Genomic DNA, 21,974 nt, shown 5'->3' with positions numbered 1-21,974 from the left:
AGGTCGATGTGACGAAGTCAGGCTGGTGTGACCAACCCAGGCTGATCCTGCGCTCGTATGACGATGACGCCCGCTAGCGCTGTATAGGGACTGCGCTAGCGGGCGTCATACGGTGTCATCGTCCACTGGTCACATGACGTCGGGGTCGCCGCCCTGCTCGGTGACCAGGGCGCGACCCGCGGCCTTCCAACCGAGCATGCCGTCGGTGAGATTGGCTGCGTCCCAACCGTTCTGGTTGAGCCAAGCGGTTGCGCGCGAGGCCCGGCCGCCACCCCGGCAGGTCACGGGGAGCACGTCGACCTCGGGCAGCTCGCCCCGGCGCTCGGCCAGCTGGTCGAGCGGGATGTGTATGGCGCCCGGCGCGTGGCCGAGGTCCCACTCGTCCTGGTTGCGGACATCGAGGATGACGGCGTCGTCCTCGAGCTCGTCACGGCTGATCTGGGGCACGTCGGGCTGGGCGTCTGCGGGGATCGTCATGGCTCAACCCTGCCATCGCCCCCGCCCCGCCCGCCATACGTCGCCCGCGTCCGCGCTCGCAGCGCTGACCCCGCACGCTCAGACACCCCCAACCGTGCATCCCTCGCGCTCGCAGCGCTGACCCCGCACGCTCAGGCACCCCAACCGTGCATTGTCCGCGCTCGCAGCGCTGACCTGCACGGGTCCCGACGCGCGATGTGAGCTCGGAGCTCACAAAGTGCCGAAAAGGTCGGCTCCGCTCGGCGGTTCGTGCGCTGGCAGCTCACAAACGCCGATGGAGGCGACCCCGGACGACACGAAGTGAGCCGCGAGCTCACGAACGGTCGCCAGCGCGGCGAATCCCGGCCCGTGGACGGCACAAAGTGAGCCCCGAGCTCACCAACGGTCGGCTAGACGAGCTCGAGGTCGACCTGGACGGAGTCGCCGGCGCCCAGCCCCGACTCCTCGCGCCGCGCCTTGGAGAAGGTGATCAGGCTGCGACCACCCCGGCTCGCCACGGTGGTGTCGAAGGTGTAGCTGCCGTTCAACGTGACCCTGACCTTGGGCCGCTTGCTCTCTCCCAGGACGCTGAGGACGTCGGGCGGCACCTCGATGCCCGTGTTGTTGCCGCCCATGGGCAGGATGATCTCGGTGGTGTAGGTCGTGGCCAGGGCTACTTCAGGAACTTCGAGGTACGTCGGTCCGCGAGGGGCTTGCCGCCGGTCTGGCAGGTGGCGCAGTACTGCAGCGAGGAGTCGGCGAAGGACACCTCACGCACGGTGTCGCCGCACTCGGGGCAGGGCTCGCCGGTGCGCCCGTGCACCCGCATCCCCGCGCGCTTGGCGTCCTTGAGCTCGGCGGCGGGCTTGCCGGACGCGGCGATCACCGCGGACGCGAGGGTCTCGCGCAGCGCCTCGTAGAGCGTGGCGACCTGGTCCTCCCCGAGCGCCGCAGCCTTGGCGAACGGCGACAGGCGCGCGACGTGCAGGATCTCGTCGCTGTAGGCGTTGCCGATCCCCGCGATGACGGACTGGTCGCGCAGGACGCCCTTGATCTGGGCGTTGCGGGCGCCGAGCAGCGCGGCGAAGGCGTCGAGGGTGAACGCGTCGGCGAGCGGGTCGGGCCCGAGCCGCGCGATCCCGGGCACCTCGGGCGGGTCGGCCACGATGTATGCCGCCAGGCTCTTGCGGGTCCCCGCCTCGGTCAGGTCGAAGCCGCCACCGGACGCCAGGCGGACCCGCACGGCGACAGGAGACTTGTTGGGGCGCAGCGCGGTACGCGGCATCTCGTCATACCAGCGAAGCCAGCCGGCCTTGGCGAGGTGAAAGATCAGGTGCAGCCCGTCGCAGTCGATGTCGACGAACTTGCCGTGCCGCCCGACCCCGGAGACCACCAGGCCGTCGAAGGCCTGCGGGGCGGGGGCGTAGGTCTTGAGCACGGAGAACGATCCGAGCTCGACGGCGGTGATGGCGTCGTCGACGATCCGCTCGGTCAGGAAGTCGACGAGCGCCTGGACCTCGGGCAGCTCCGGCATGGGCTCATCCTGCCCCACCCTCGCCGGACCGACAACGGGTCCGGCGAGGGTTCCGGCGAGGGGGCCCACAACAGGTCCGGCGGGGCCAGCAGGGGATCCGGCCAGAGCGAGAGGCAGACGTCAGAGCGGGTTCTGGTCGTCCCGGTCGGGCTGCGCGGCGGCCGCCTCGGCGTGGGCGGCCGACTCCTCGACCTCGGGGTGGTGGTGCGCCCCGGCGTCGCCCGCGTGGAACGCCGACCGCAGCCGCTGCGCCAGGCCGTAGCCGTCGGGCGCGCGGTAGACGGGCGTCGTCGCGTTGATCCGCTCGATCGGCTGCAGCTCCTCGTTGGACACGGGCAGGCCGTGCGACAGGACCTGCTCGGCAGGCGTGAGCTCGCGGATCGCGATGAGCTCCACCACGTCGGGGTGGTCCTCGGCGAAGTCGGAGTAGAGCTTCGGGTCGTGCTGGCCGTCGTCCCCGACGAGTAGCCAGTGGATGTCCGGGAAGTCCTGCCACAGCCGGCGCAGGTTGGCGCGCTTGTGCTCCTGCCCGGACCGGAACCACCCGGTGTTGGTGGGGCCCCAGTCGGTGAGCAGCAGCGGCCCGAGCGGGAACCCGTGACGGGAGAGGAACTGCGTGAGCGTCTGGAAGGTGTTCCACGCGCCGGTGGACAGGTAGATCACGGGGGCGCCGGGATAGCGCTCCTGCAGCTCGCGGTAGAGCGGTGCCATGCCGGGGACCGCGCGGCGGGTGTTGGAGTGGACGACGAAGGTGTTCCACGCGGCGATCATGGCGCGCGGCAGCATCGTGGAGATGACGGTGTCGTCGATGTCGGAGACGATGCCGTACTTCGTCTCCGGGCCGATGATCAGGACGGGGGCGTCGGCGGGGTCCGAGTCGGGCGACTCGATGGTGGCGGTGTGCCAGCCGGCGTCGAGCCCGGGCTGCTCGACCCACACGTCGACGTAGCCGCCGCGGTCCGTGCGCGCCTCGACCGCCTTGTCCCCCAACCGGATCGTGACGGGGGCGTTGGCGGCGGGCGGCGGCGTCGCGAACGACCGCCAGCCGCGGTCGCGCTCCTCGCCGCGCAGGGCGCGCACCGCGTCGTCACGGTGCGGGCTCGCCTGCGTGGACTCGTCGCCGGGGCGTGCCATCTTGATGCGGCCGAGCACACGCACGCGCTCGGGGGTGCCGTAGCCGGTGTGTCCGATCGCCTGGGTGCGCCAGCCTCGCTCGTGCAGGAGCGAGGTGATGCGGCGGTGCCAGGCGTCCTCGATCAGTGACGCGGTGTGGGGTCGTGAAGCCATGGTGCAGACCTTATGGGGCGGTGCCCCCCGGCGGGGGTGATGCGGCGAACCTCGCCCGGATCACTGTCGGGCGCCGCCGAGCCCGAGCAGCGCCGCGATCCCCAGGGCGCTACGCGGGTCGTAGGCCACGCGCCACAGCCCGCCGTGCGCCGCCGCCCGCGCCTCGGCCTGCCACGGCAGCGTGGGTCCGGCCTGGCCCGGGGCGCGGCGCAGGTCGTCGACCAGCAGTGCGGCCATGAGCGTGTTGCTCGTCGCCGGCTCGAACACCTCGATGCCGAAGAAGTGGGCGCCGGCATACGCCGCGGCCAGGGCGCGGTTCTTGGTGACCGAGCGGGTGCGCGTGGGAGGGGCGACGTTCATCGAGACGAGGTACCCGTCGTCGGCGGCGACCGACGCGCGCCAGCGGTGCACGCGCTTGGCGAGCAGGTAGTTGGGGCCCTGCTGCTCGACGATGCTGTCGGAGATCGCGAGCTGCTCGCCGGGGGCGTACTGGCGGCGCAGCAGCCGGCCGCCGCTGGCGACGCGCAGCGGGGTCCGGACGAGGCGTCCGAGCGAGCGTTCGCCGTAGTTGCGGGTCGCCTGGGCCACCGCGTCCGCCGGCACCACGAAGGCATCGGTCGGCGTCGCGAGGAAGCCCAGCGCCAGGTCCTCGCGTCGGGCGGCCAGGTGCGTCGTGAGGGCGTCGACCGCCGTCGTGACGCGGACGTTGGTGGCGCCGTCGGCATACACGTAGTTGCCGAGCACGAGCCGGCCCTCGAGCCCGTCGATCCACCGCGCGACGGCCCCGAGGTCGTGGAGCAGGTCGGCTCCCGCGCGCTCGGCCAGCCTCGCGTCGCTCGCCTCGGGGTCGGGGGTCGGTATGACGAGCCGCCCGGCGCCCTCGCGGGCCGCCGTCAGGACGCGGCGCCACAGGTCTGGGCGGGGCAGGTCGATCCCGACGACCTCGCCGCCCCAGCGCAAGATCGACCGCAGCGGGCCCATCTCGGCGCCGGCTCCGAGCACGACGACGCGCTGGTCGCGCAGGTCGAGCCACTCGGGGTGGTCCAGGACACGCTCGACCGCCTGCTGCACGCCCGGCTCCACGACGCCGTCGCGCACCCACTGGTCCAGGCGCCGGCGCAGCTCGTCGCCGCGCAGCCGCCGCCCGCGATAGGGCAGGGTCAGCTCGCGCTCCGGCTCGGCCGTGCCCTCGACCGTGGCGCTGTGCAGCGGGGTGCCCACCTCGTCGAGACCCGCCTGCTGGGGCTGGTCCACGCCGCTCGCGCCGACCCAGCGCATCTGCCCGTGCAGCGCCTCGAGGCCCTGCCGCGCCACGGTCAGCGCGGCGTCGCGGTCCTCCATGCCGACCTCGACGAGGCGGCGGAAGTGCACGGCGTACTCCTTGCGCCACGCCGTCTCGCGCCGTGCCGCAGCGGAGCCGACGGGGTCCACGCCGCCGAGCGCGCCGGCCACGATCTCGCGACCGACCGCGCTGGTGCTGCGGCGGCCCTCGGTCTGGGGAAAGACGACTCCGGTCATGTCGGCCACGACGTGCTCCTTGGGGTGGGGAGGCAGTGCCTGCAGCCAACCACAGGGCCCGGTCGGGCGCGAGGACCGATCGTGTCGTATGCCGCTCTCTGCATTTCGCGCTAGACGCACATAGAGGGCTCGAGAGGTCGCGCGGCGCCGTCCGAGGGCACCCCTAGACTGGCGCCATGATCACGCCGGACGGGGGACGACTGCGCCTGCTGCGCGCAGGCACCCTCGCGGTGGTCATGATCTCCCTCGCCGCGCTCGCCCACGTGCTGGGTGGCGGCGCGCTGCCGGGCGGCGGCGTCCTGACCGTCCTGCTCGGGCTCGTCCTGGTGACCTGCTTGATCGCGAGCGGCCGCCGCCTCGGGGCCCCCTCGATCGGCGCGATCCTCGGGGGCGGGCAGCTCGCACTGCACGAGGCGTTCGCGCTGCTGGGGACGACCGGGGCCGACGCCGCATCACTCGGTCACGTCGTCGGCAGCGGGCACCACGCCGTCCTCGTCACCCACGCGGGCCAGGCGGGGTCGGGGCACCACCTGTCCCTGTCGATGGTCCTCGCGCACGTCCTCGCCACCGTCGTGACGGCGGCCGTGCTCGCCCGCGGCGAGCGCGCCCTGTGGCTGCTCGCGGGCTGGCTGGCGCCCGTCATACGGCTCCTGCTCGAACGCCCTGCCCACTGGCCCCGCCCCGCTGCCATCACCGTCGCCGTGCCGCGCCTGCGGTCGGCCGAGCTCGTCCTCGCGGCCCCGCGCCGTGGTCCTCCGCTGGTCGTCTGCGCCCGCTGACCCCGCGTCAGCCCACTTCGACCTGCCCAGACACCAGACCGACTCCGGTCAGACCAAGGACCACACCCATGCTCAAGCGCATCGCGCTGCCCTGCGCCGTCGCCTCGTTCGCCCTCGTCACCGCCGCGTGCGGGTCGGGCACGTCGACCACGGCCGCCGGCTCCAGCACCGCACCCACGTCCACCGCCTCCGCCTCGGCATCCCTGTCCCCCACCAGCGCAACCACCTCCCCAGCCACGACCGCCACCTCGGTCAACCACCGCTCCCTCATCGTCAAGGACCCCTGGGTCAAGGCGGTCAAGGGCGGCATGACCGGGCTCTTCGCGACCCTCGTCAACGAGACCGACCAGCCCGTCAGGGTCGTCTCCGCCGAGAGCGACGTCGCCGCCATGGTGCAGCTGCACATCACCGAGAAGGACGCCTCCGGCGCCATGGTCATGAAGGAGACCAAGGACGGGTTCACGGTGCCGCCGCACGGCACCTTCGAGCTCCGGCCGGGCGGCAACCACGTCATGCTCATGGGCCTCAAGAAGCCCATCCTGTCCGGCACCGAGACGGTCGTGACTCTGCAGGACGCCAACGGCGGCCACGTCCACATCCACGCTCCCGCACGGGAGTTCAACGGGGCCAAGGAGACCTACGGCGGCATGTCGATGACGCCCAACGCCACGCCGACCGCCCCCGCGTCAGTCTCCGCGTCCGCCTCCGCGACGACGCACGCGCACCGATGACGGCGAACCAGCGCGGTGCCGACGGGCATCGGCTCGACCGGCGTGACGTGCTCGTCGGCGGGCTGTCGGCGCTCGGTGGACTGGCCGCTGGCGCCGCGGGTGGGATGGGGGTGGCGCGATCCGGCGCCGCCCCCGCCCCCGCCGCGACCGGCGAGGGCCCGACCACGGTGCAGCTGGCCGGGCACCAGCGGCGGGCCTTCCACGGCGAGCACCAGCCCGGGATCATGGACCCGCCCCAGGCGCACGGCGTGTGGGTGGCGATGGACCTCGTGCCCGGCGCCGACGTCACGACGCTGCAGCGGCTCATGCGGATCTGGACGCAGGACATCGCCCAGCTCATGGCTGGTCAGGCGCCGTATGCCGACTTCGAGCCCGAGATGACCGCGACGACGGCATCGCTGACGGTGACGGTCGGGATCGGCCCCCGCGTTCTCGGGCTGCGCGGCGTGACGGCGCCGCGGCCGCCGTGGCTGGAACCGCTGCCGGCGTTCCCGCAGATCGACCGCCTCGAGCCGCACTGGTCCGGAGGTGACCTGCTGCTGCAGATCTGTGCGGACTCCCCCATCACGGTGTCGCACGCCCAGTGGGTCCTGACCAAGGAGGCCCGCACCATCGCCACCGTCCGCTGGGTGCAGCGCGGCTTCCGGCAGGGGCACGGCGTGACGAACCCCGGCGAGACGATGCGCAACCTCTTCGGCCAGGCCGACGGGACGGTCAACCCCGTGCGCGGCCAGGACGACGCGGTCGTGTGGTGCGGGTCGTCCGCGCCGCGGTGGCTGCAGGGCGGCACCACGATGGTGCTGCGCCGCATCGCCATGAACCTCGAGACCTGGGAGGAGGCCGACCCGCTGACCCGCGACACCTCCCTCGGCCGCCGCCAGACGGACGGGTCGCCCCTCACCGGTCGCGCCGAGACGGACGCACCCGACCTGGCGGCGACGAACGGGCTCGGGCTGCCCGTGATCGACGAGTTCTCGCACGTGCGTCGCTCCATGCCGCACGAGAAGGGGCTGCGTGACCGCTTCCTGCGTCGTCCCTACAACTACGACGACCCGCCCGCCCCCGGCCGACTGACCAACGCCGGGTTGCTGTTCGTCGCCTACCAGGCGGAGCTCGAGCAGTTCCTGGCGGTGCAGCGGCGGCTCGCCGAGGCGGACCTCCTCAACACCTGGACCACCCCGATCGGGTCGGCGGTGTTCGCCATACCGCGGGGGTGTCGTGAGGGTGAGGTGCTGGCGCAGGACCTCTGGGCGTGAGCGGCCGTCACGGCCGGTGAGCGCAGGATGCTCGCATCGGCCGGCGCATCGTCAGCTGCCGTGACGGTCCACGTCAGGGCAGCTGACGCGCCGCCCGCCGGGTGCGGACTCAGCGCTCCCAGCGTTGACCAGGCCCGCCACACGCGCTCCGGGGCGGCGCCGTAGCCTGGCGGCATGAGCAGCGACGCGACGCGCGACCCGCAGCACGAGACGGACGCTGACCAGACCGACGGTGGACCCACGGCGCTGGGGCAGGAGGACGACCTCGGCGACGTCCCCGCTGCCGCCGGCGGCCAGGACACGTCCGAGCCGGCGCAGGGCGAGGGCGAGCAGAGCTCCTACTGAGGGCGACGCCCGGCGCAGCCTGCACAAAGTGACCCGTCGGGGCGGCTGGAACGATCAACGGTCCGAACCGGAACGATCCGCCTGCCCCGTCGGGTCACCTCAGCACCGACGCCTGCCGATGTCTGTCCGAGGGCTGTCTGAGGTCCGCCTGGGGCCTGTTCGAGGGCCTGTCCGAGGTCACCGCTAGCGTGCGGGCCATGACACCGACCACGAGCGGCGGACGCGACGCGACCACCGAGCTGCGGCAGGCCCACGACGTGCTGGCCGAGCCGTATGCCGAACGCCTGGCGACCCTGCTCGACGAGATGCCGCTCGAGCGCGGGATCCTCGCGGCGTTCTGCGATCTCGTGCGGGCAGCCGCGGATGCGCGCGGCGCGGGCGCCCCCACCGTCGGCGACATCGGTTGTGGGACAGGGAGGTTGGCGGCATACGTGCTGAACCGCGGGATCGGGGTGCGCGGGCTCGACCTCTCCCCCGAGATGGTGCGGGTCGCGCGGCGGGAGCAGCCGGGGCTGGACGTGCAGGTGGGTGACGTGCGGGCGCTGCCGTTCGGGGACGGCGAGCTCGACGGGGCGATCTGCTGGTACTCCCTGATGTATCTGCCGCCGCAGGATCGGCCGGCCGCGTTCGCCGAGCTGGCCCGGGTGGTGCGGCCCGGTGGCTATGTCGCGACCGCGTGGAAGGTCGGCGACGACAGCGTGCGCCGCGGGGGCGAATCCCTCGGACTGGGCATCGGGTTCGACATCTGGTGGCTGTCGCAGGGGGAGCTGACGCGCAGGTTCGAGGAGGCCGGGTTCGCGGTGGCGTTCTGGGGCGGGAGGCCCGCCGACCCGGACGAGCAGCAGCCCCAGGGCTACCTGATCGCCCGGCGTAGCAGTATCTGAGCGACTATTGACTTTGCCTTAGACATCCCTAGCGGAGGTGATCGACCGACCCCCAGCGCCGACTGGTGAAGGCCGTGCGCACCTCGTGTGCTCCCGGGCCTCGAGCCGCGGCGACTCGCGTCAGCCCGGCTGGGCGTCGCCCCACTCCAGCTTGCGGGCCTGCTTGTAGTCCGCGCCCTGCCGCTTGGACACGAGGCGCTGCGCGGCGGTGCCGTCGGCCTGGCACAGCGGCAGCCCGACGAGGCCCTTGCGGATCATCGGGTGGCGGATCACGCGGGCGGCATACGGCTCGACGGGCAGGCGCGTGGCCAGGACATAGCTGAACTTCTCGTCCTCGTAGGACAGCTCACCTCCCTTGACCGCCCGGTGCAGCGCGGATCGCTCGACGTGGGCGGGCAGGTGGCACCAGTCGTCCCCGACCAGCGGGCAGTCGAGCTGGTGAGGACAGGGCGCGGCCACCCGAAAACCCCCGCTCAGCAACAGGCCCCGCGCCTCGAGCACCCGGCGATAGCCCGCAGGCGTCCCCGGCTCCACCACCAGCACCGTGCTCGCCGTCGACATGGCGGTGGCGACGGCCTCGTGCCGCAGCGCGTCCGGCAGCTCGCCGACGACATACGACAGGGTGGCGAGGTCGGCGACGTCGCCGAGCGCACCAGGCCGCGCGCTGTGCCCCAGCGTCCAGGCGTGCCAACGGGACTCGCGCAGTCCCGCCACCGACGACCCCCTCGCCAACCGAGCCCCCAGCGTCCGCGCGGGCTCTGACTGCTCGAGCACGTCGACCTGCTCCAGCTCGGGAGCCCAGGCCGCCACGGCCCAGCCCGCCGCGCCCGTGCCGCCACCGAGGTCCACCAGCCGGCGCACGCGCAACGAGGGCACCGCCACCGACGCCTGCTCGAGCACCGACCGCAGCGCCGCGACGGTCGCGGGCATGCGATAGGCGGCATAGGCGGCCACGGTCACCGGGTCGTCGAGGATGACCGAGGCAGGGACCGAGCCCGAACGATAGGCCTCGATGAGCCGGGCCACACGCCCAGCGAGCGCCTCGACCCGGTGGCCGGCCAGCGTCTCGGCGAGCAGGTCTCGCAACTCCTCCGCCACCACGCGGGAGTCGTGGTCCGGGCGGGCGGGGTCGTTCGGCATACCCACCAGTGTGGGCCATCACGACCGCTCGCCGAGCCCGCCAACCCGGTCGTCGACCGGCGTGCAACGGGTCGGGAACGGCCCTTGTGCCCCGGCCCGGCAGCCCCTACGGTCGACCCACTGACCGCATACCGGTCCACGAGTCCGATATGCGAACACCCACAGACCCCACCATCTCAAGGACGAGCATGGCCAAGCACACCGCACGCCCGGACGAGCCGGACATCATCCACGACTCCGACGCTCCGACGACCTCCCCCACGGAGTATCGCCGCGTCGCCCTGGCCACCATGGTCGGCACGACCATCGAGTGGTACGACTTCTTCATCTACGCCAACGTGGCGGCCCTCCTCTTCGGCAAGCTGTTCTTCAGCGGGCTCGGCGACTGGAAGGAGCTCGTCTCCTTCGCCACCATCGGCGTCTCGTTCTTCTTCCGTCCCGCCGGGGCGATGGCGATGGGCTACGTGGGCGACCGCTACGGCCGGCGCATGGTCCTCGTCTTCACGCTGATCCTCATGGGCATCGCCACCGCCTGCGTCGGCCTGCTGCCCACGACCCAGTCCATCGGCATGGCCGCGCCGATCCTGCTGATCGTCCTGCGCTGCCTGCAGGGCTTCTCGGCCGGCGGCGAGTGGGGCGGCGCCGCGATGCTCGCCGTCGAGCACGCGCCGCACGGCCAGCGCGGCAGGTTCGGGGCCTACCCGCAGATCGGGGTGCCGCTCGGCATGATGCTGGCCACGGCCTTCCTCACCGTGCTGTCCGCGACCCTGTCCAAGGACCAGTTCGAGTCGTGGGGCTGGCGCATCCCGTTCCTGTTCTCCATCGTCCTCGTCCTCGTCTGCCACTACATCCGGTCCAAGGTCGAGGAGTCGCCCGTCTTCGAGGAGCTCAAGGAGGCCCGCGCGCACAGCGCCGTCCCCCAGACGACGCTGGTCAAGAACCACCTCGGCGACGTCATCAAGGCCGCCGCGTCCTTCATGGGCAACAACGCCCTCGGCTACATGCTCGTCGGCGGGTTCGTCCTGGCCTACGCCACCAAGACCGCCAAGCCGCCGCTGGCCCGCACCGACGTGCTGCTGTGGGTCATGGCCGCCGCGGCGCTGTGGCTCGTCACCACGATGTGGGGAGCGATCCTGTCCGACAAGATCGGCCGCAAGAAGGTCTACATCATCGGCTACGTGCTCATGATCGTCGGCATGGTCCCGATGTTCATGGCTGTCCGGGAGGGCACCCTCTTCTGGGTCGCCGTCGCGCTGCTGTGGATCGCGATCCCCGAGGGCCTCACCTACGGCCCGCAGTCGGCGATGTTCGCCGAGGCCTTCCCCGCACACATCCGCCTCTCGGCCGTCTCCTTCGCCTACGCGATCGGCGCGGTCTTCGGCGGGGCGTTCGCGCCGCTGATCGCCGAGGCCATCACCAAGTCGACCGGCAGCGTCGTCAACGTCGCGTGGTACCTCATGGGCGTCGCCGTGATCTCGCTCGTCGCGGTGCTGCTGCTCAAGGACCGCACCAACGAGCCGCTCCACACGATGTCCGGCCACTGACAGCCTGGTCGGCCATCCAGCAGCGAGGCCGTATGACGGTGGGGCCCACCGTCATACGGCCTCGTCGTCATCGGGCCCCGGCTCAGCGCCGCGGGGGACCGCCACGCGATTGACACGCGTTTGACCGTGCTAATCCGGCGGGAGGACGATGGACCCATGTGTTCCTACTGCGGGTGCAAGGACATCGAGCTGATCGGGCGCTACATGGAGGAGCACGACCAGCTCATCAACGAGCTCGGGGTGCTGCGCAGGGCGTGCGACCAGCAGGACCTCGCCGCCGTGCAGGCCGCCTGCCAGCACCTCGCCGGGCTGATGCAGCCCCACTTCGACTCCGAGGAGCGCAGCCTGTTCGCCGTGCTCCGCGAGGACGAGGACTTCACCGAGCACGTCGACGACCTGTGCTCCGAGCACGAAGATCTGTGGGTGCTGTTCGACGCGGTCAAGGCGGGCGACTTCGGGGGCTACAAGGCGTTCGAGGACCGGCTGCGCGTGCACATGGACCGCGAGGACAACGGCCTGTTCCCCGCCGCGGCCGTGTCGCTCGACGGCCCGTCCTGGGACCGCATCATGGAGCTTGCCTGACGCCTGCCGGATTTTTGTGAGCTCCCAGCTCACGAAGCACCGCCCAGACGCCCGCCAGACAGCAGTTTGTGAGCTCCCAGTTCACGAAGTGCTGCCCAGACGCCCGCCAGACAGCAGTTTGTGAGCTCCCAGCTCACGAACGGCAGCGCGATGGCTGCGGATGGTCGCGGCGATGAGCGTCAGCCCCGGAAGGGTCGGCGCGACGGCATACCGCCGGTGGAGTCGGTCGGCTTTGTCGCGGCACGAGCAGTGATCGGGTCGTGATCCCGTATGTCGAGCGTGGCCCTCGCCCAGGTTGCGCGCGTAACGTCAAGGTATGCCCGCCGTCGCTGAACACCCTGACACCACCGGAGCCTCCCGCGCCGCGTCCTCGCCGAGCGTCGCGCAGCGGCCGGTGGAGGCCTTGCGCCAGGTCAAGCCCAAGCTGCGCGGGTGGCTGCACGCCGGCATGACGCCGGTGATATTCTTCGCCGGGCTGGTGCTGTGCGTGTTCGCGCCGACGCTGACGGGACGCATCGGCAGCGCGATCTACCTGGTGGCGGCGCTGCTGCTGTTCGGCACGAGCGCGACCTATCACCGCGGCACGTGGAACGAGAAGGTCTACGCGGCGTTCCGGCGCTGGGACCACGCCAACATCTACGTGTTCATCGCCGGTAGCTACACCCCGCTGGCGCTGCTGCTGCTCGAGGGTCGCTCCCGCGTGATCCTGCTGTCGCTGATCTGGGCGTGCGCGATCGCGGGCGTGCTGTTCCGCACGCTGTGGATCGACGCGCCGCGATGGCTCTACACCCTCCTGTATGTCGCGATGGGGTGGGCCGCGGTCGGGTGGCTGACGCAGTTCTGGGCCGCCGGAGGCGCGGTGACGGTCATCCTCATCGCGGTGGGCGGTCTGCTCTACACCGGCGGCGCGGTCTGCTATGGCCTGAAGCGCCCCAACCCCTCGCCCACCTGGTTCGGCTTCCACGAGGTGTTCCACGCCTGCACGATCCTGGCGGCGATCGTGCACTACATCGCCATCGCCTGGGTCATCTTCAGCTGACGCGCCAGCCTCACGCACCCCCGCACCCCGCACCCGCTGGCCGCATTGGTCACCAATCCCGTGTGGACGCCCATTGTGAACGTTCCAAAACGTTATTGGTGACCAATGGCGTGCGCTGGCGGGCCGGGGTCAGAGGCGGCGGGCGCTGGCGGGCCGGGGTCAGAGGCGGCGGGCGCTCGCGGGGCGGGGTCAGAGGCGGCGGGCGATGCGCTGGGCGCACTGCACGACCTGGTCAGCCAGGTCGGGGCGGGTGTTGTCGCCTACGTAGCTGACCGCGACGGCGGCAGGGACGTGGTGGCCGAGCAGCGGCGCTGCGATCGCCTGCACGCCGTCGAGCACCTCGCCGTTCGTCTGAGCCCACCCGCGCCGGCGACAGCGGACGGCGCCCTCGGGGTCGTCGGAGGCGGGGGCGTGCTGGGCCAGCAGCGCCAGGCCGGGGGCTCCCCGATCGATGGGGTGGACCGTGCCGACCCGGTGGGTGAACATCGTCCCCGGCGTCGTGGGCTCCGCCACCATCAGCGTGACGCACTGGGCGCGCTCCTCCACGACGAGGAAGGCCGTCAGGTCGACCTCGTCCGCGAGCGCCCGCAGGTGCGGCGTCGCGATGGCCCGCAGGTCGGGGTCGAGGGTGCGGGTCAGCGCCACGAGGCCGTAGCCCAGGCGGAACCGGTCCGAGTCGTCCCGCGACACCAGGCGGTGCTCCTCCAGCGTGCGCAGGAGGCGGTAGACGATCGACCGGTGCAGCCCCGCCGCCTCGCCGACCTGGGCGATGGTCAGCGGGCGGGGCGCGGCGGCCAGCACCTCGAGCAGCGAGAGCCCGCGGTCCAGGGTCTGGCTGCCGGACGGCTTGCCTCGGGACGTGGCCTCGGACGTGCTGGCGGCGGGCGCGGTCATGACGGATCCCCTCTTGCCGGTGCGCGGTTTCCGCCATACAGTCGTGAAAACCGATAAACGCACTCGCGACTCTATATGAGAACTCTCCGCATGGGAACTCACGCGGTGCGCCAGCGCAGCCACGACGACACAGGAGTCCCCATGGCCAAGCCCTTCGCCTCGTCCGCCGACCTCGACCCCAAGGAGCAGACGCTCGAGGTGCTGGCCGACGGCGTCTACGCACTGACCGCGGAGGGCGACCCCAACATCGGGGCGGTCGAGGGCGAGGACTTCGTGGTGTGCTTCGAGGCGCTCGCGACCCCCGTCGCCGCGCGCGACTGGCTCGCCAAGCTCCGTCAGCACACCGACAAGCCCGTGCGGTGGCTCGTCCTCAGCCACTACCACGCGGTGCGCGTGCTCGGCGCCAGCGCCTTCGACGCGGAGACGATCGTCGCGCACGACCTGACCAAGACCCTCATCGACGAGCGCGGGCAGCAGGACTGGGACAGCGAGTTCGGCCGCATGCCAAGGCTGTTCAAGGAGCCCGAGTCCATCCCCGGGCTGACCCACCCGGACCAGACCTTCGACGACGAGCTCGTCATCCCGCTCGGCGGCGACCGCGGCGACGTCGTCCTGAAGCACTGCGGCCGCGGCCACACCGCCGGCGACATCATCATGTGGATCCCCAAGCACAAGGTCCTCTTCGCGGGCGACCTGGTCGAGTCGCAGGCCGCGCTCTACACCGGCGACGCCTTCCACCGCGACTGGTCCACGGGCACCCTCGACCAGATCAAGTCGTATGGCGCGGAGCACCTCATCGGCGGACGCGGCGCCATCGCCCACGGGCGCGAGGAGGTCGACGCGGCCATCGAGCAGACGCGGGACTTCCTGACGACGATGCTGCGCGAGGTCGGGGCGGTGCACGAGCGCGGCGGCACGGTCAAGGAGGCCTTCGAGGCGACCCACGCGGCGCTCGCCCCAAAGTACGGCAAGTGGCCGATCTTCGAGCACTGCGCGCCGTTCGACGTGCAGCGCGTGTGGGACGAGCTCGACGGCATCGACTGGCCGCGCATCTGGACGGCGGAGCGGGACCGCGAGGTCTGGGACAAGCTGCAGGACTGAGCGACTGATCGACGCGACCGCGAATTTAACCTGAGAGCAAGGACATCGACGTCATGCCTCACGAATCCACCACCCCACCAACGCTTTCCGACGACCAGAGGGTCCTCGTCATCGGGGCGGGACCCGTCGGCCAGACCGCGGCGCTGCTGCTCGCGAGCTGGGGAGTCCCGGTGCTGCTGCTGGACTCTCGTCCGGAGCGGGACCCGATCGGCTCCAAGGCGCTGTGCCAGCAGAGGGACGTCCTGGACGTGTGGGACCACGTCGGCGCGGGTCGCCAGGTGGCGGACGAGGGGCTGACCTGGACGCGGGCGCGCACCTTCTATCGCGACACCGAGCTGTTCTGCCAGGGCTTCGTGGACAAGGGGCGGTCGCCGTTCCCGCCGTTCGTCAACATCAGCCAGACCCGCACGGAGGAGCTGCTCGACCAGCAGATCGCCCGCTCCGCACTGATCACCTATGCCTGGGGGCACCGGGTCACCGGCCTGCGCCAGGACGCCGACCACGTGACGCTGACCTGCGAGACCCCTTCCGGCACGGTCGATCTCACGGGGTCCTATGCCGTCGCGGCGCCCGGCTCCAAGGGCGGCCCGATCCGCGACCTGATGGGTCTGACCTTCGACGGCCTGACCTTCGACGACCAGTTCCTGATCTGCGACATCCGCGCGTCCCTGCCGGGGTGGGAGCAGGAGCGGCGGTTCTACTTCGACCCCGCGTGGAACCCCGGCCGTCAGGTCCTCATCCACCCGTGCCCCGACTCGACCTACCGCATCGACTGGCAGGTGCCGCCGGACTTCTCGCTGAAGCAGGACGAGGCGAGCGGCGGGCTGGACCGACGGATCCGGCAGATCATCGGGGCGGACAGCGACTACGAGATCGTGTGGAAGTCGCTCTACCGCTTCCACGCTCGCCAGGTCGACCGGATGCGCGTGGGACGCGTGCTGGTGGCCGGCGACGCGGCGCACCTGGTGTCGCCGTTCGGTGCGCGCGGCCTCAACTCCGGGGTCCTCGACGCCGAGAACGCCGCGTGGAAGCTCGCCTTCGTCCTGCACGGGTGGGCCGACGAGTCCCTGCTCGACAGCTATCACTCCGAGCGGCACGCCGCCGCCGCGGAGAACCTCGAGGTCACGTCGCGCACCATGGCCTTCCTCGTGCCGCAGACCCCCGAGGAGCACGCCCGCCGCCTCGACATCCTCGAGAACGCCGTGCTCAACCCCGAGGCCCGCGGCCAGGTGGACTCGGGTCGGCTGTCCGAGCCATTCTGGTACGTCGACTCCGAGCTCACCACGCCCGCTGCCGATCGCCCGTGGCCCGGACGCCCGCCCAAGGGCGAGGACCCCGAGCCCGTGCCCGGCGTGCTCGTGCCGGACGTCCCCATCGCCGGTCCGGGCGGTGTGCACCGGCTGCGCGAGCTGGCGCGCCGCGGCCTGGTCGTGCTCGTCGGCTCCGACCTCGACCTGGGCGCCTGCGAGGACGCCGTCGACGGGATGCGGTGCGGCGTCACGGTGGTCACGCTGGACGAGGTCGACCCCGAGGGCGTGGTCGCCGCGTCGCTGCACCTCCACGGGCGGCAGGCGGTCGTCATACGGCCCGATGCGCACATCGCCGCGATCGTCACCACCCCGGCCGAGGTCGGCGCGGCCGTCCGTCGCGTCCTGCGCCGCTGACGCGCTTGCGGTCGACGCCGCCGTTTGCCTCAGGCGTGCGGCAGGAGCATCGTCACCGTCAGCGTCGTGGGCTCCAGCGCCCGCACCGCGTGCCGCAGCATCGGCGTCAGGTGCAGCAGCGCCCCGGGGGCGAGCTCGACGGTGCGGTCGGGCAGCTCGAAGCTCACGCGCCCCCACACGACCTGGATCAGGACGGGGTGGCGCGCCGCGTGCTCCTTGAGCTCGTCACCCTCGGCGAACTCGAAGGCCACGACCTTGGTGCTCTCGTTGTCGATCACGGCGGTCGCGCCGGGTCGTCCGCCGCGCGACGACGACCGCCCCCACACCTCCTCGACCAGCGTCGACGTGCCGTCGGTGGTGCCGGGCCGCCGGTCCGGGCCGTCCCCCTGCTCGACGTGGCCGTCGGTCGGGTCGCTCATGTGGTGCTCCTCTCGTCGGTGCAGCCATCCTCGCAGCCGTGCGCGCTCTGCGACCGGGCGCCCGTGAGAGGGCGAGAGTGGCACCACGAATGCGCCTGGGAGGCCTATCTCTGCCCACTCATCTGGGCGTCCGGCGGTACCCACGTGATCCGGTCGGGCTCGCCCACCCGTCCGCCCTTCCCGCTCCACTACGGTCGAGACATGTACCGGACGCCGATGATCACGCTGTACACCGACGATCTCCCCCGCCTCACGTCGTTCTACGAGGGCTCGACTTCCACGTGACCTCTCGAAGCCCCTCCCACGGAGACCCCGTGCACGTGGAGCTGACGCTGGACAGGTTCACGATCGGGATCTCCACCGTCACCGCCGCCCGGGAGGACCACGGTCTGGACCCACAGCTCGGCGGTCGGCCCGTGGAGATCGTGCTCTATTGCGACGACGTCGACGGCGAGGTCGTCCGGCTGACCGCGGGAGGCGCTCCGCTGCTGTCCGAGCCGCATCCCTTCCAGGGTGGGCGGACCCGCGTGGCCTGGGTAGCAGACCCCGACGGCAACCCCGTCCACCTCGTGCAGGTCACGGCCGACAAGCACCTCTGACGGCGTCCGCTGGCTCCTGGGCTCAGGCCCAAGACGTCCACAGAGCCTGACGGCCGCGTGGGGTGGCCGCGGACGCGCCGGGAGCGGGTGGTCAGCCGGCGGGCCAGGTGAAGGCGGTCACGCCGGACGCCTCGACCTGCACCCGCGGCTCGCCCGATACGTCGAGCGTGACCCGTATGACGGCAGCGGGGTCACCCTCCTCGGGGGCGCCGGCAGCAGGGCGCGACTCGTAGACGAAGCGCTCGTTGCTGAGCTCCACCACCCACGTGCGCGCACGGACGAGCCAGGGGTGCTGGCGCCGCACCGCGTTCAGCCCCTGGTGCACGTGAAACATCCACTCCCCCAAGGTGCTCAGCTCGGCGGGGGTCGCGGGCAGCGGAGGTCGGACGGCGTCGTCGCCGCCCTCGCGGTCCTCCTTGACGCCCTCGAAGGCCTGCTCGTCACCGTAGTAGAGCGAGGGCGTCCCGCCCACCGTCATGAGGCAGGCCACCGCGAGCACCGTCGCGGCCGGACCCACCCGCGAGGCGATGCGGGTGACGTCGTGGTTGCCGACGAAGGTCATCGGCACGAACGTGTCGAGCAGGGCGCCGTGCCGCTCGAGGGCGTGGGAGAGCTCGTAGAAGTTCTTGTCGTCGAGCGAGGACCAGAGGGCCTTCCACAGCTCGTACTGCGTGACGGAGTCCAGCGTCGACTCACGCACGATCGCGGCGTAGTCGCCGTGGATCACCTCCCCGACGAAGGTCGCCTCCGGGAACTCCGCCCGCACGCGCGGCAGCACCCGCGCCCAGAACGCCGGGTCGACGGCGTAGGCCGCGTCCAGCCGCCACCCGTCGATGCCCCGACGCAGCCAGTGCAGCATGACCTCGACGACCAGATCGACGACCTCGTCGCGGGTGTGGTCGAGCGCGACGAGGGACCCGTGCCCCTCGAAGACGTCCGGGCGGGGCCCGCCGTCGGCGTCCCAGTCGATGCGGAAGTGCCAAGCCGCGTGCGACTCCCGACCCTCGCCGAGTGCCTGCTGGTAGAGCGGGTGCTCGAGCCCGACGTGGTTGAAGACGCCGTCGAGCATGACCCGCAGGCCCCGGTCGTGCGCCCGCTTGACGAGCTCGTCGAAGTCGCCGTCGTCGCCGAGGCGCGGGTCGATGCGCAGGTGGTCCGTCGTGTCGTAGCCGTGGGTCGTGGAGGCGAACACCGGCCCCAGCTGGAGCCCGTTGGCGCCCAGCGAGATCGCGTAGTCCAGCCACCCGTCGAGCCGCTCGAGCGGGTGGGCGACCACGCTCTCGTCATACGGCTCCCTGATGGGCGCGCCCACGGCGCCCAGGGGATAGACGTGCCACCAGATGACGTGCTCGGTCCAGGCCATGCCCCCGAGTCTGCCGCATCCGTGCGGACCGGCGCGGGACGCGTCAGTGGCGCAGGCGGGGCGCGACGTCGTCGCGGGCCCCGACGAGCTTGTCCAGCAAGGTGACCAGCACGTGCTGCTCGGCGGGGCTCAGCGCCGCGGCCCAGGCCTGCTCCCGCTCGTGCTGCGCGGCGAACAGGGTGCGGATCTCCTCCACCCCGCGTGGCGTCAGCCCGAGCCGGACGGAGCGGCCGTCGTGGGGGGCGGGCTCGCGGCATACGAGCCCGTCGTCGACCAGGCCGCCGGTGAGGTTGGAGACCGCGGCGCGGGTGAGGCCGGTCAGCTCGGCGACGCGCTTGGGCTCCATCGCGCCGGCCAGCCACAGGACGTAGAGGATCCGGAAGGCCGACCAGGACCGGCCCGCGGGGCGGTGGATCGAGGACTCGAGGTCGTAGGTGACGATCCCGGACGCGCGGTTGAGCGTGAGGAGCAGCTCGGTGGCCCCGGGGTCGGCGTAGCCGGCGTCCGTGAGGCGGTCGCGTGCCTCGCGCACGAAGGACCAGAAGTCCAGCTCGCTCATCGCGCCCCCTGGTGCCTGTCGGACCCATCCGCTACAGTCCAGATAGTACACCGATGTATCAGTTGCGCGAGAGACGAGACGTCATGGCTCACTACCGCAGCGCGGGCAGCATCCCGCCCAAGCGCCACACGCAGCACCGCACCCCCGAGGGCGACCTCTACTACGAGGAGCTCATGGGTGAGGAGGGCTTCAGCTCGGACTCGAGCCTGCTCTACCACCGCTACATCCCCAGCGCGATCGTCGACGTGCGTCCCTGGGAGCTGCCGGACCAGACGCTCACGCCCAACGACCCCCTGCTGCCGCGCCACCTCAAGACCCACGACCTGCCCGCCGAGGCCGAGGGCCAGGGCCTCGACGCCGTCCGCCACCGACGCCTGCTCCTTGGCAACGGCGACGTCCGGATCAGCTATGTCGCGGCGACCGAGCCCAGCCCGCTCTACAAGAACGCCATCGGCGACGAGTGCTGCTACGTCGAGTCCGGGACGGCCACCGTGCAGACCCAGCTCGGGCACGTCGACGTGCACGAGGGCGACTACGTGATCATCCCGCGCGCGACCATGCACCGCTGGGTGCCGACGGGCGACGAGCCGGTCCGCGTCTACGCCATCGAGGCCAACAGCCACATCAACCCGCCGCGCGGCTACCTGTCCAAGCACGGGCAGCTGCTCGAGCACGCCCCCTACTGCGAGCGCGACTTCCGGCACGTCAGCGACCCGGTGATGGTCGACGAGCAGGACGTCGAGGTCTACATCAAGCACCGCGGGCGGGGGCCGTCCGGCATCGACGGCACGATCCACGTCCAGCCCCAGCACCCCTTCGACGTGGTCGGCTGGGACGGCTGCCTCTACCCCTACGTCTTCAACGTGGCCGACTACGAGCCCATCACCGGTCGCGTGCACCAGCCGCCGCCCGCCCACCAGGTGTGGGAGGCCAACAACCTGGTCATCTGCAACTTCGTGCCCCGCAAGGTCGACTACCACCCGCTCGCGATCCCCGTGCCCTACTACCACTCCAACGTCGACAGCGACGAGGTCATGTTCTACTGCGGCGGCGACTACGAGGCGCGCAAGGGCTCCGGGATCGGGCAGGGCTCGATCTCGCTGCACCCGGCCGGTCACGCGCACGGCCCGCAGCCCGGGGCCTACGAGCGCTCGATCGGGGCCGAGTTCTTCGACGAGCTGGCCGTCATGGTCGACACCTTCCGCCCGCTCGACCTCGGCGAGGCCGCGCTGGCGACCGAAGACGACCGCTACCCCTACAGCTGGTCGGGCGGGCGCCGGCTGGGTCAGGGATGATCGGCCGTATGACGGACGCAACCGACGCACCCGGGGCCCCCGCACCGCTCGCGACCCAGCCGCTCGTCGCGGCGCTGCTCGACGACGCCGGCCTGTTCCCGCCCACCGCCCTCGCGATGGGCGACGCCGTCGCCCGCCACCGGGCCGACCTGGACACCGCCCACCCGGTGCACACCGGCCGGTTCCTGTGCCCCGCGAGCCGGCTCGACGAGCTGCGCCAGGCGCTGCGCGAGGGGGAGACCGTCGACGTCGGCGTGGTCCTCGACCAGCCCCTCGCCTCCCTGCCGGGGCTCGCGACCTCCCTGGTCGGCGACCCGCGCCTGCAGCTCGGTGCCGTCGAGCTGCGGCTGCCCCTGGACCAGCCGCTCGACGCGGCGATGGGCGCGGTCGTGACGGCGGCCAGCGCCCTGCCCGACGCGGTGTCGACCTACGTCGAGATCCCCCTCGCCCAGGCCGACGACGGCGAGACGCGCGCTGCGCTGACCGCGGTCCACGAGGCGGGTCTCGGCGCCAAGGTCCGGTGCGGCGGCGTGACCCCCGACCTGTTCCCGAGCATCGACCAGCTCGCCGACTTCCTCGGTGCCGCAGCCGAGCTCGGGGCGCGCTTCAAGTGCACGGCAGGCCTGCACCACGCGCTGCGCTACACCGACGAGCAGACGGGGTTCGAGCATCACGGGGTGGTCAACATCCTCGTCGCGCTGCTGCGCGCCCAGGCCGGCGCCGACTCCGCCCAGGTCGCCGAGGCGCTCGGCAGCACCGACGCCGACGCCCTCGCGGCCGAGGCGCTCGCCGCGGACGAGGACGCGCAGCGACGCGTGCGGGCGGGGCTCGTGGCCTACGGCTCCTGCAGCACGGGCACGCCCGTCGAGGACCTCGCCGCCCTAGGCCTCACCTCGCGCGTCGAGGTGCTCGAGCGGCGCGACCCCACCCAGCAGGTCGACCAGCAGCAGTAGGCCCTCGCTGACCGCACCGCCGCACCGCCGCA

23 protein-coding genes are annotated in these 21,974 nt (G+C 72.0%); 13 read left to right on the top strand and 10 right to left on the bottom strand.

The window, feature by feature from the left end:
- Positions 1 to 129 precede the first annotated feature (129 nt).
- The 5 genes from B2P18_RS15070 to B2P18_RS15050 form a co-directional block, all read right to left on the bottom strand.
- Positions 130 to 477, bottom strand: a complete 348-nt coding sequence (locus B2P18_RS15070; protein WP_029212564.1) for a rhodanese-like domain-containing protein — start codon at positions 475 to 477, stop codon at positions 130 to 132.
- A 389-nt stretch (positions 478 to 866) separates the two neighbouring features.
- A complete protein-coding gene (locus B2P18_RS15065; RefSeq protein WP_286959160.1) occupies positions 867 to 1,097 on the bottom strand; it encodes a DUF1905 domain-containing protein in 231 nt (76 codons plus the stop codon).
- 32 nt (positions 1,098 to 1,129) lie between these two features.
- Positions 1,130 to 1,990, bottom strand: coding sequence for an Fpg/Nei family DNA glycosylase (locus B2P18_RS15060; protein WP_029212887.1), 861 nt, complete (start codon positions 1,988 to 1,990; stop codon positions 1,130 to 1,132).
- Between the two features lie 120 nt (positions 1,991 to 2,110).
- Positions 2,111 to 3,277: an App1 family protein gene (locus tag B2P18_RS15055; protein ID WP_029212888.1), complete on the bottom strand. Its 1,167-nt coding sequence runs from the start codon at positions 3,275 to 3,277 to the stop codon at positions 2,111 to 2,113.
- 60 nt (positions 3,278 to 3,337) lie between these two features.
- Positions 3,338 to 4,795: a hypothetical protein gene (locus B2P18_RS15050; RefSeq protein ID WP_034254386.1), complete on the bottom strand. Its 1,458-nt coding sequence runs from the start codon at positions 4,793 to 4,795 to the stop codon at positions 3,338 to 3,340.
- Positions 4,796 to 4,971: 176 nt separating this feature from the next.
- Here B2P18_RS15050 and B2P18_RS15045 point away from each other — a divergent pair, with 176 nt between their 5' ends.
- The 5 genes from B2P18_RS15045 (at position 4,972) to B2P18_RS15025 (ending at position 8,790) form a co-directional block, all read left to right on the top strand.
- Entirely contained in the window at positions 4,972 to 5,574 is a 603-nt protein-coding gene (locus B2P18_RS15045) for a hypothetical protein (RefSeq protein WP_286961444.1), read from the top strand.
- Between the two features lie 68 nt (positions 5,575 to 5,642).
- A complete protein-coding gene (locus B2P18_RS15040) occupies positions 5,643 to 6,305 on the top strand; it encodes a copper chaperone PCu(A)C (protein WP_029212891.1) in 663 nt (220 codons plus the stop codon).
- Positions 6,302 to 7,561 carry a Dyp-type peroxidase gene (locus B2P18_RS15035; RefSeq protein WP_029212892.1) on the top strand — a complete coding sequence of 420 codons (1,260 nt, stop codon included), beginning with the start codon at positions 6,302 to 6,304 and terminating at the stop codon, positions 7,559 to 7,561. Before B2P18_RS15040 ends, B2P18_RS15035 begins: the two co-directional genes overlap by 4 nt.
- A gap of 174 nt (positions 7,562 to 7,735) precedes the next feature.
- On the top strand, positions 7,736 to 7,906 hold the full coding sequence (locus B2P18_RS15030; RefSeq protein ID WP_156911469.1) for a hypothetical protein: 171 nt from the start codon (positions 7,736 to 7,738) through the stop codon (positions 7,904 to 7,906).
- Between the two features lie 197 nt (positions 7,907 to 8,103).
- On the top strand, positions 8,104 to 8,790 hold the full coding sequence (locus B2P18_RS15025; RefSeq protein ID WP_029212893.1) for a class I SAM-dependent methyltransferase: 687 nt from the start codon (positions 8,104 to 8,106) through the stop codon (positions 8,788 to 8,790).
- 120 nt (positions 8,791 to 8,910) lie between these two features.
- On the opposite strand, the gene B2P18_RS15020 is transcribed toward B2P18_RS15025, so the two are convergent.
- On the bottom strand, positions 8,911 to 9,930 hold the full coding sequence (locus B2P18_RS15020; protein WP_051274223.1) for a small ribosomal subunit Rsm22 family protein: 1,020 nt from the start codon (positions 9,928 to 9,930) through the stop codon (positions 8,911 to 8,913).
- Between the two features lie 188 nt (positions 9,931 to 10,118).
- On the opposite strand from B2P18_RS15020, the gene B2P18_RS15015 reads away from it, so the two are divergent.
- The 3 genes from B2P18_RS15015 to trhA all read left to right on the top strand — a co-directional run bounded on the left by B2P18_RS15015 (position 10,119) and on the right by trhA (position 13,095).
- Positions 10,119 to 11,474, top strand: a complete 1,356-nt coding sequence (locus tag B2P18_RS15015) for an MFS transporter (protein WP_286961440.1) — start codon at positions 10,119 to 10,121, stop codon at positions 11,472 to 11,474.
- A 156-nt stretch (positions 11,475 to 11,630) separates the two neighbouring features.
- A complete protein-coding gene (locus B2P18_RS15010) occupies positions 11,631 to 12,056 on the top strand; it encodes a hemerythrin domain-containing protein (RefSeq protein ID WP_019287306.1) in 426 nt (141 codons plus the stop codon).
- 316 nt (positions 12,057 to 12,372) lie between these two features.
- A complete protein-coding gene (gene trhA, locus B2P18_RS15005) occupies positions 12,373 to 13,095 on the top strand; it encodes a PAQR family membrane homeostasis protein TrhA (RefSeq protein WP_019287305.1) in 723 nt (240 codons plus the stop codon).
- A 189-nt stretch (positions 13,096 to 13,284) separates the two neighbouring features.
- On the opposite strand, the gene B2P18_RS15000 is transcribed toward trhA, so the two are convergent.
- Complete coding sequence (locus tag B2P18_RS15000) at positions 13,285 to 13,989, bottom strand: IclR family transcriptional regulator (RefSeq protein ID WP_286959146.1); 705 nt, start codon at positions 13,987 to 13,989, stop codon at positions 13,285 to 13,287.
- Positions 13,990 to 14,130: 141 nt separating this feature from the next.
- Here B2P18_RS15000 and B2P18_RS14995 point away from each other — a divergent pair, with 141 nt between their 5' ends.
- Positions 14,131 to 15,090, top strand: a complete 960-nt coding sequence (locus B2P18_RS14995) for an MBL fold metallo-hydrolase (protein ID WP_286959145.1) — start codon at positions 14,131 to 14,133, stop codon at positions 15,088 to 15,090.
- A 53-nt stretch (positions 15,091 to 15,143) separates the two neighbouring features.
- Positions 15,144 to 16,754, top strand: a complete 1,611-nt coding sequence (locus B2P18_RS14990) for an FAD-dependent monooxygenase (RefSeq protein WP_286961439.1) — start codon at positions 15,144 to 15,146, stop codon at positions 16,752 to 16,754.
- A 29-nt stretch (positions 16,755 to 16,783) separates the two neighbouring features.
- Here the strand turns inward: B2P18_RS14990 and B2P18_RS14985 are convergent, their stop codons facing one another.
- Complete coding sequence (locus tag B2P18_RS14985) at positions 16,784 to 17,173, bottom strand: cupin domain-containing protein (RefSeq protein ID WP_286961438.1); 390 nt, start codon at positions 17,171 to 17,173, stop codon at positions 16,784 to 16,786.
- Positions 17,174 to 17,487: 314 nt separating this feature from the next.
- On the opposite strand from B2P18_RS14985, the gene B2P18_RS14980 reads away from it, so the two are divergent.
- Complete coding sequence (locus tag B2P18_RS14980; RefSeq protein WP_286961436.1) at positions 17,488 to 17,772, top strand: VOC family protein; 285 nt, start codon at positions 17,488 to 17,490, stop codon at positions 17,770 to 17,772.
- 91 nt (positions 17,773 to 17,863) lie between these two features.
- Here B2P18_RS14980 and B2P18_RS14975 read toward each other — a convergent pair whose 3' ends face one another.
- Both B2P18_RS14975 and B2P18_RS14970 read right to left on the bottom strand, forming a co-directional pair.
- Positions 17,864 to 19,135 (bottom strand): alpha-amylase family protein, encoded by a 1,272-nt coding sequence (locus B2P18_RS14975; protein WP_286961435.1) that lies wholly within the window; start codon positions 19,133 to 19,135, stop codon positions 17,864 to 17,866.
- Positions 19,136 to 19,178: 43 nt separating this feature from the next.
- Entirely contained in the window at positions 19,179 to 19,694 is a 516-nt protein-coding gene (locus tag B2P18_RS14970; protein WP_239265448.1) for a MarR family winged helix-turn-helix transcriptional regulator, read from the bottom strand.
- 83 nt (positions 19,695 to 19,777) lie between these two features.
- Here B2P18_RS14970 and B2P18_RS14965 point away from each other — a divergent pair, with 83 nt between their 5' ends.
- Both B2P18_RS14965 and B2P18_RS14960 read left to right on the top strand, forming a co-directional pair.
- Positions 19,778 to 20,989, top strand: a complete 1,212-nt coding sequence (locus B2P18_RS14965) for a homogentisate 1,2-dioxygenase (protein ID WP_286961434.1) — start codon at positions 19,778 to 19,780, stop codon at positions 20,987 to 20,989.
- An 8-nt stretch (positions 20,990 to 20,997) separates the two neighbouring features.
- On the top strand, positions 20,998 to 21,942 hold the full coding sequence (locus tag B2P18_RS14960) for a hypothetical protein (RefSeq protein WP_286961432.1): 945 nt from the start codon (positions 20,998 to 21,000) through the stop codon (positions 21,940 to 21,942).
- Positions 21,943 to 21,974: the final 32 nt, after the last annotated feature.

The sequence above is a fragment of the Arsenicicoccus sp. UBA2120 genome, from assembly GCF_002330965.1.
Lineage (GTDB): Bacteria > Actinomycetota > Actinomycetes > Actinomycetales > Dermatophilaceae > Arsenicicoccus > Arsenicicoccus bolidensis.
This window is presented reverse-complemented; position numbering and strand designations above follow the sequence as displayed.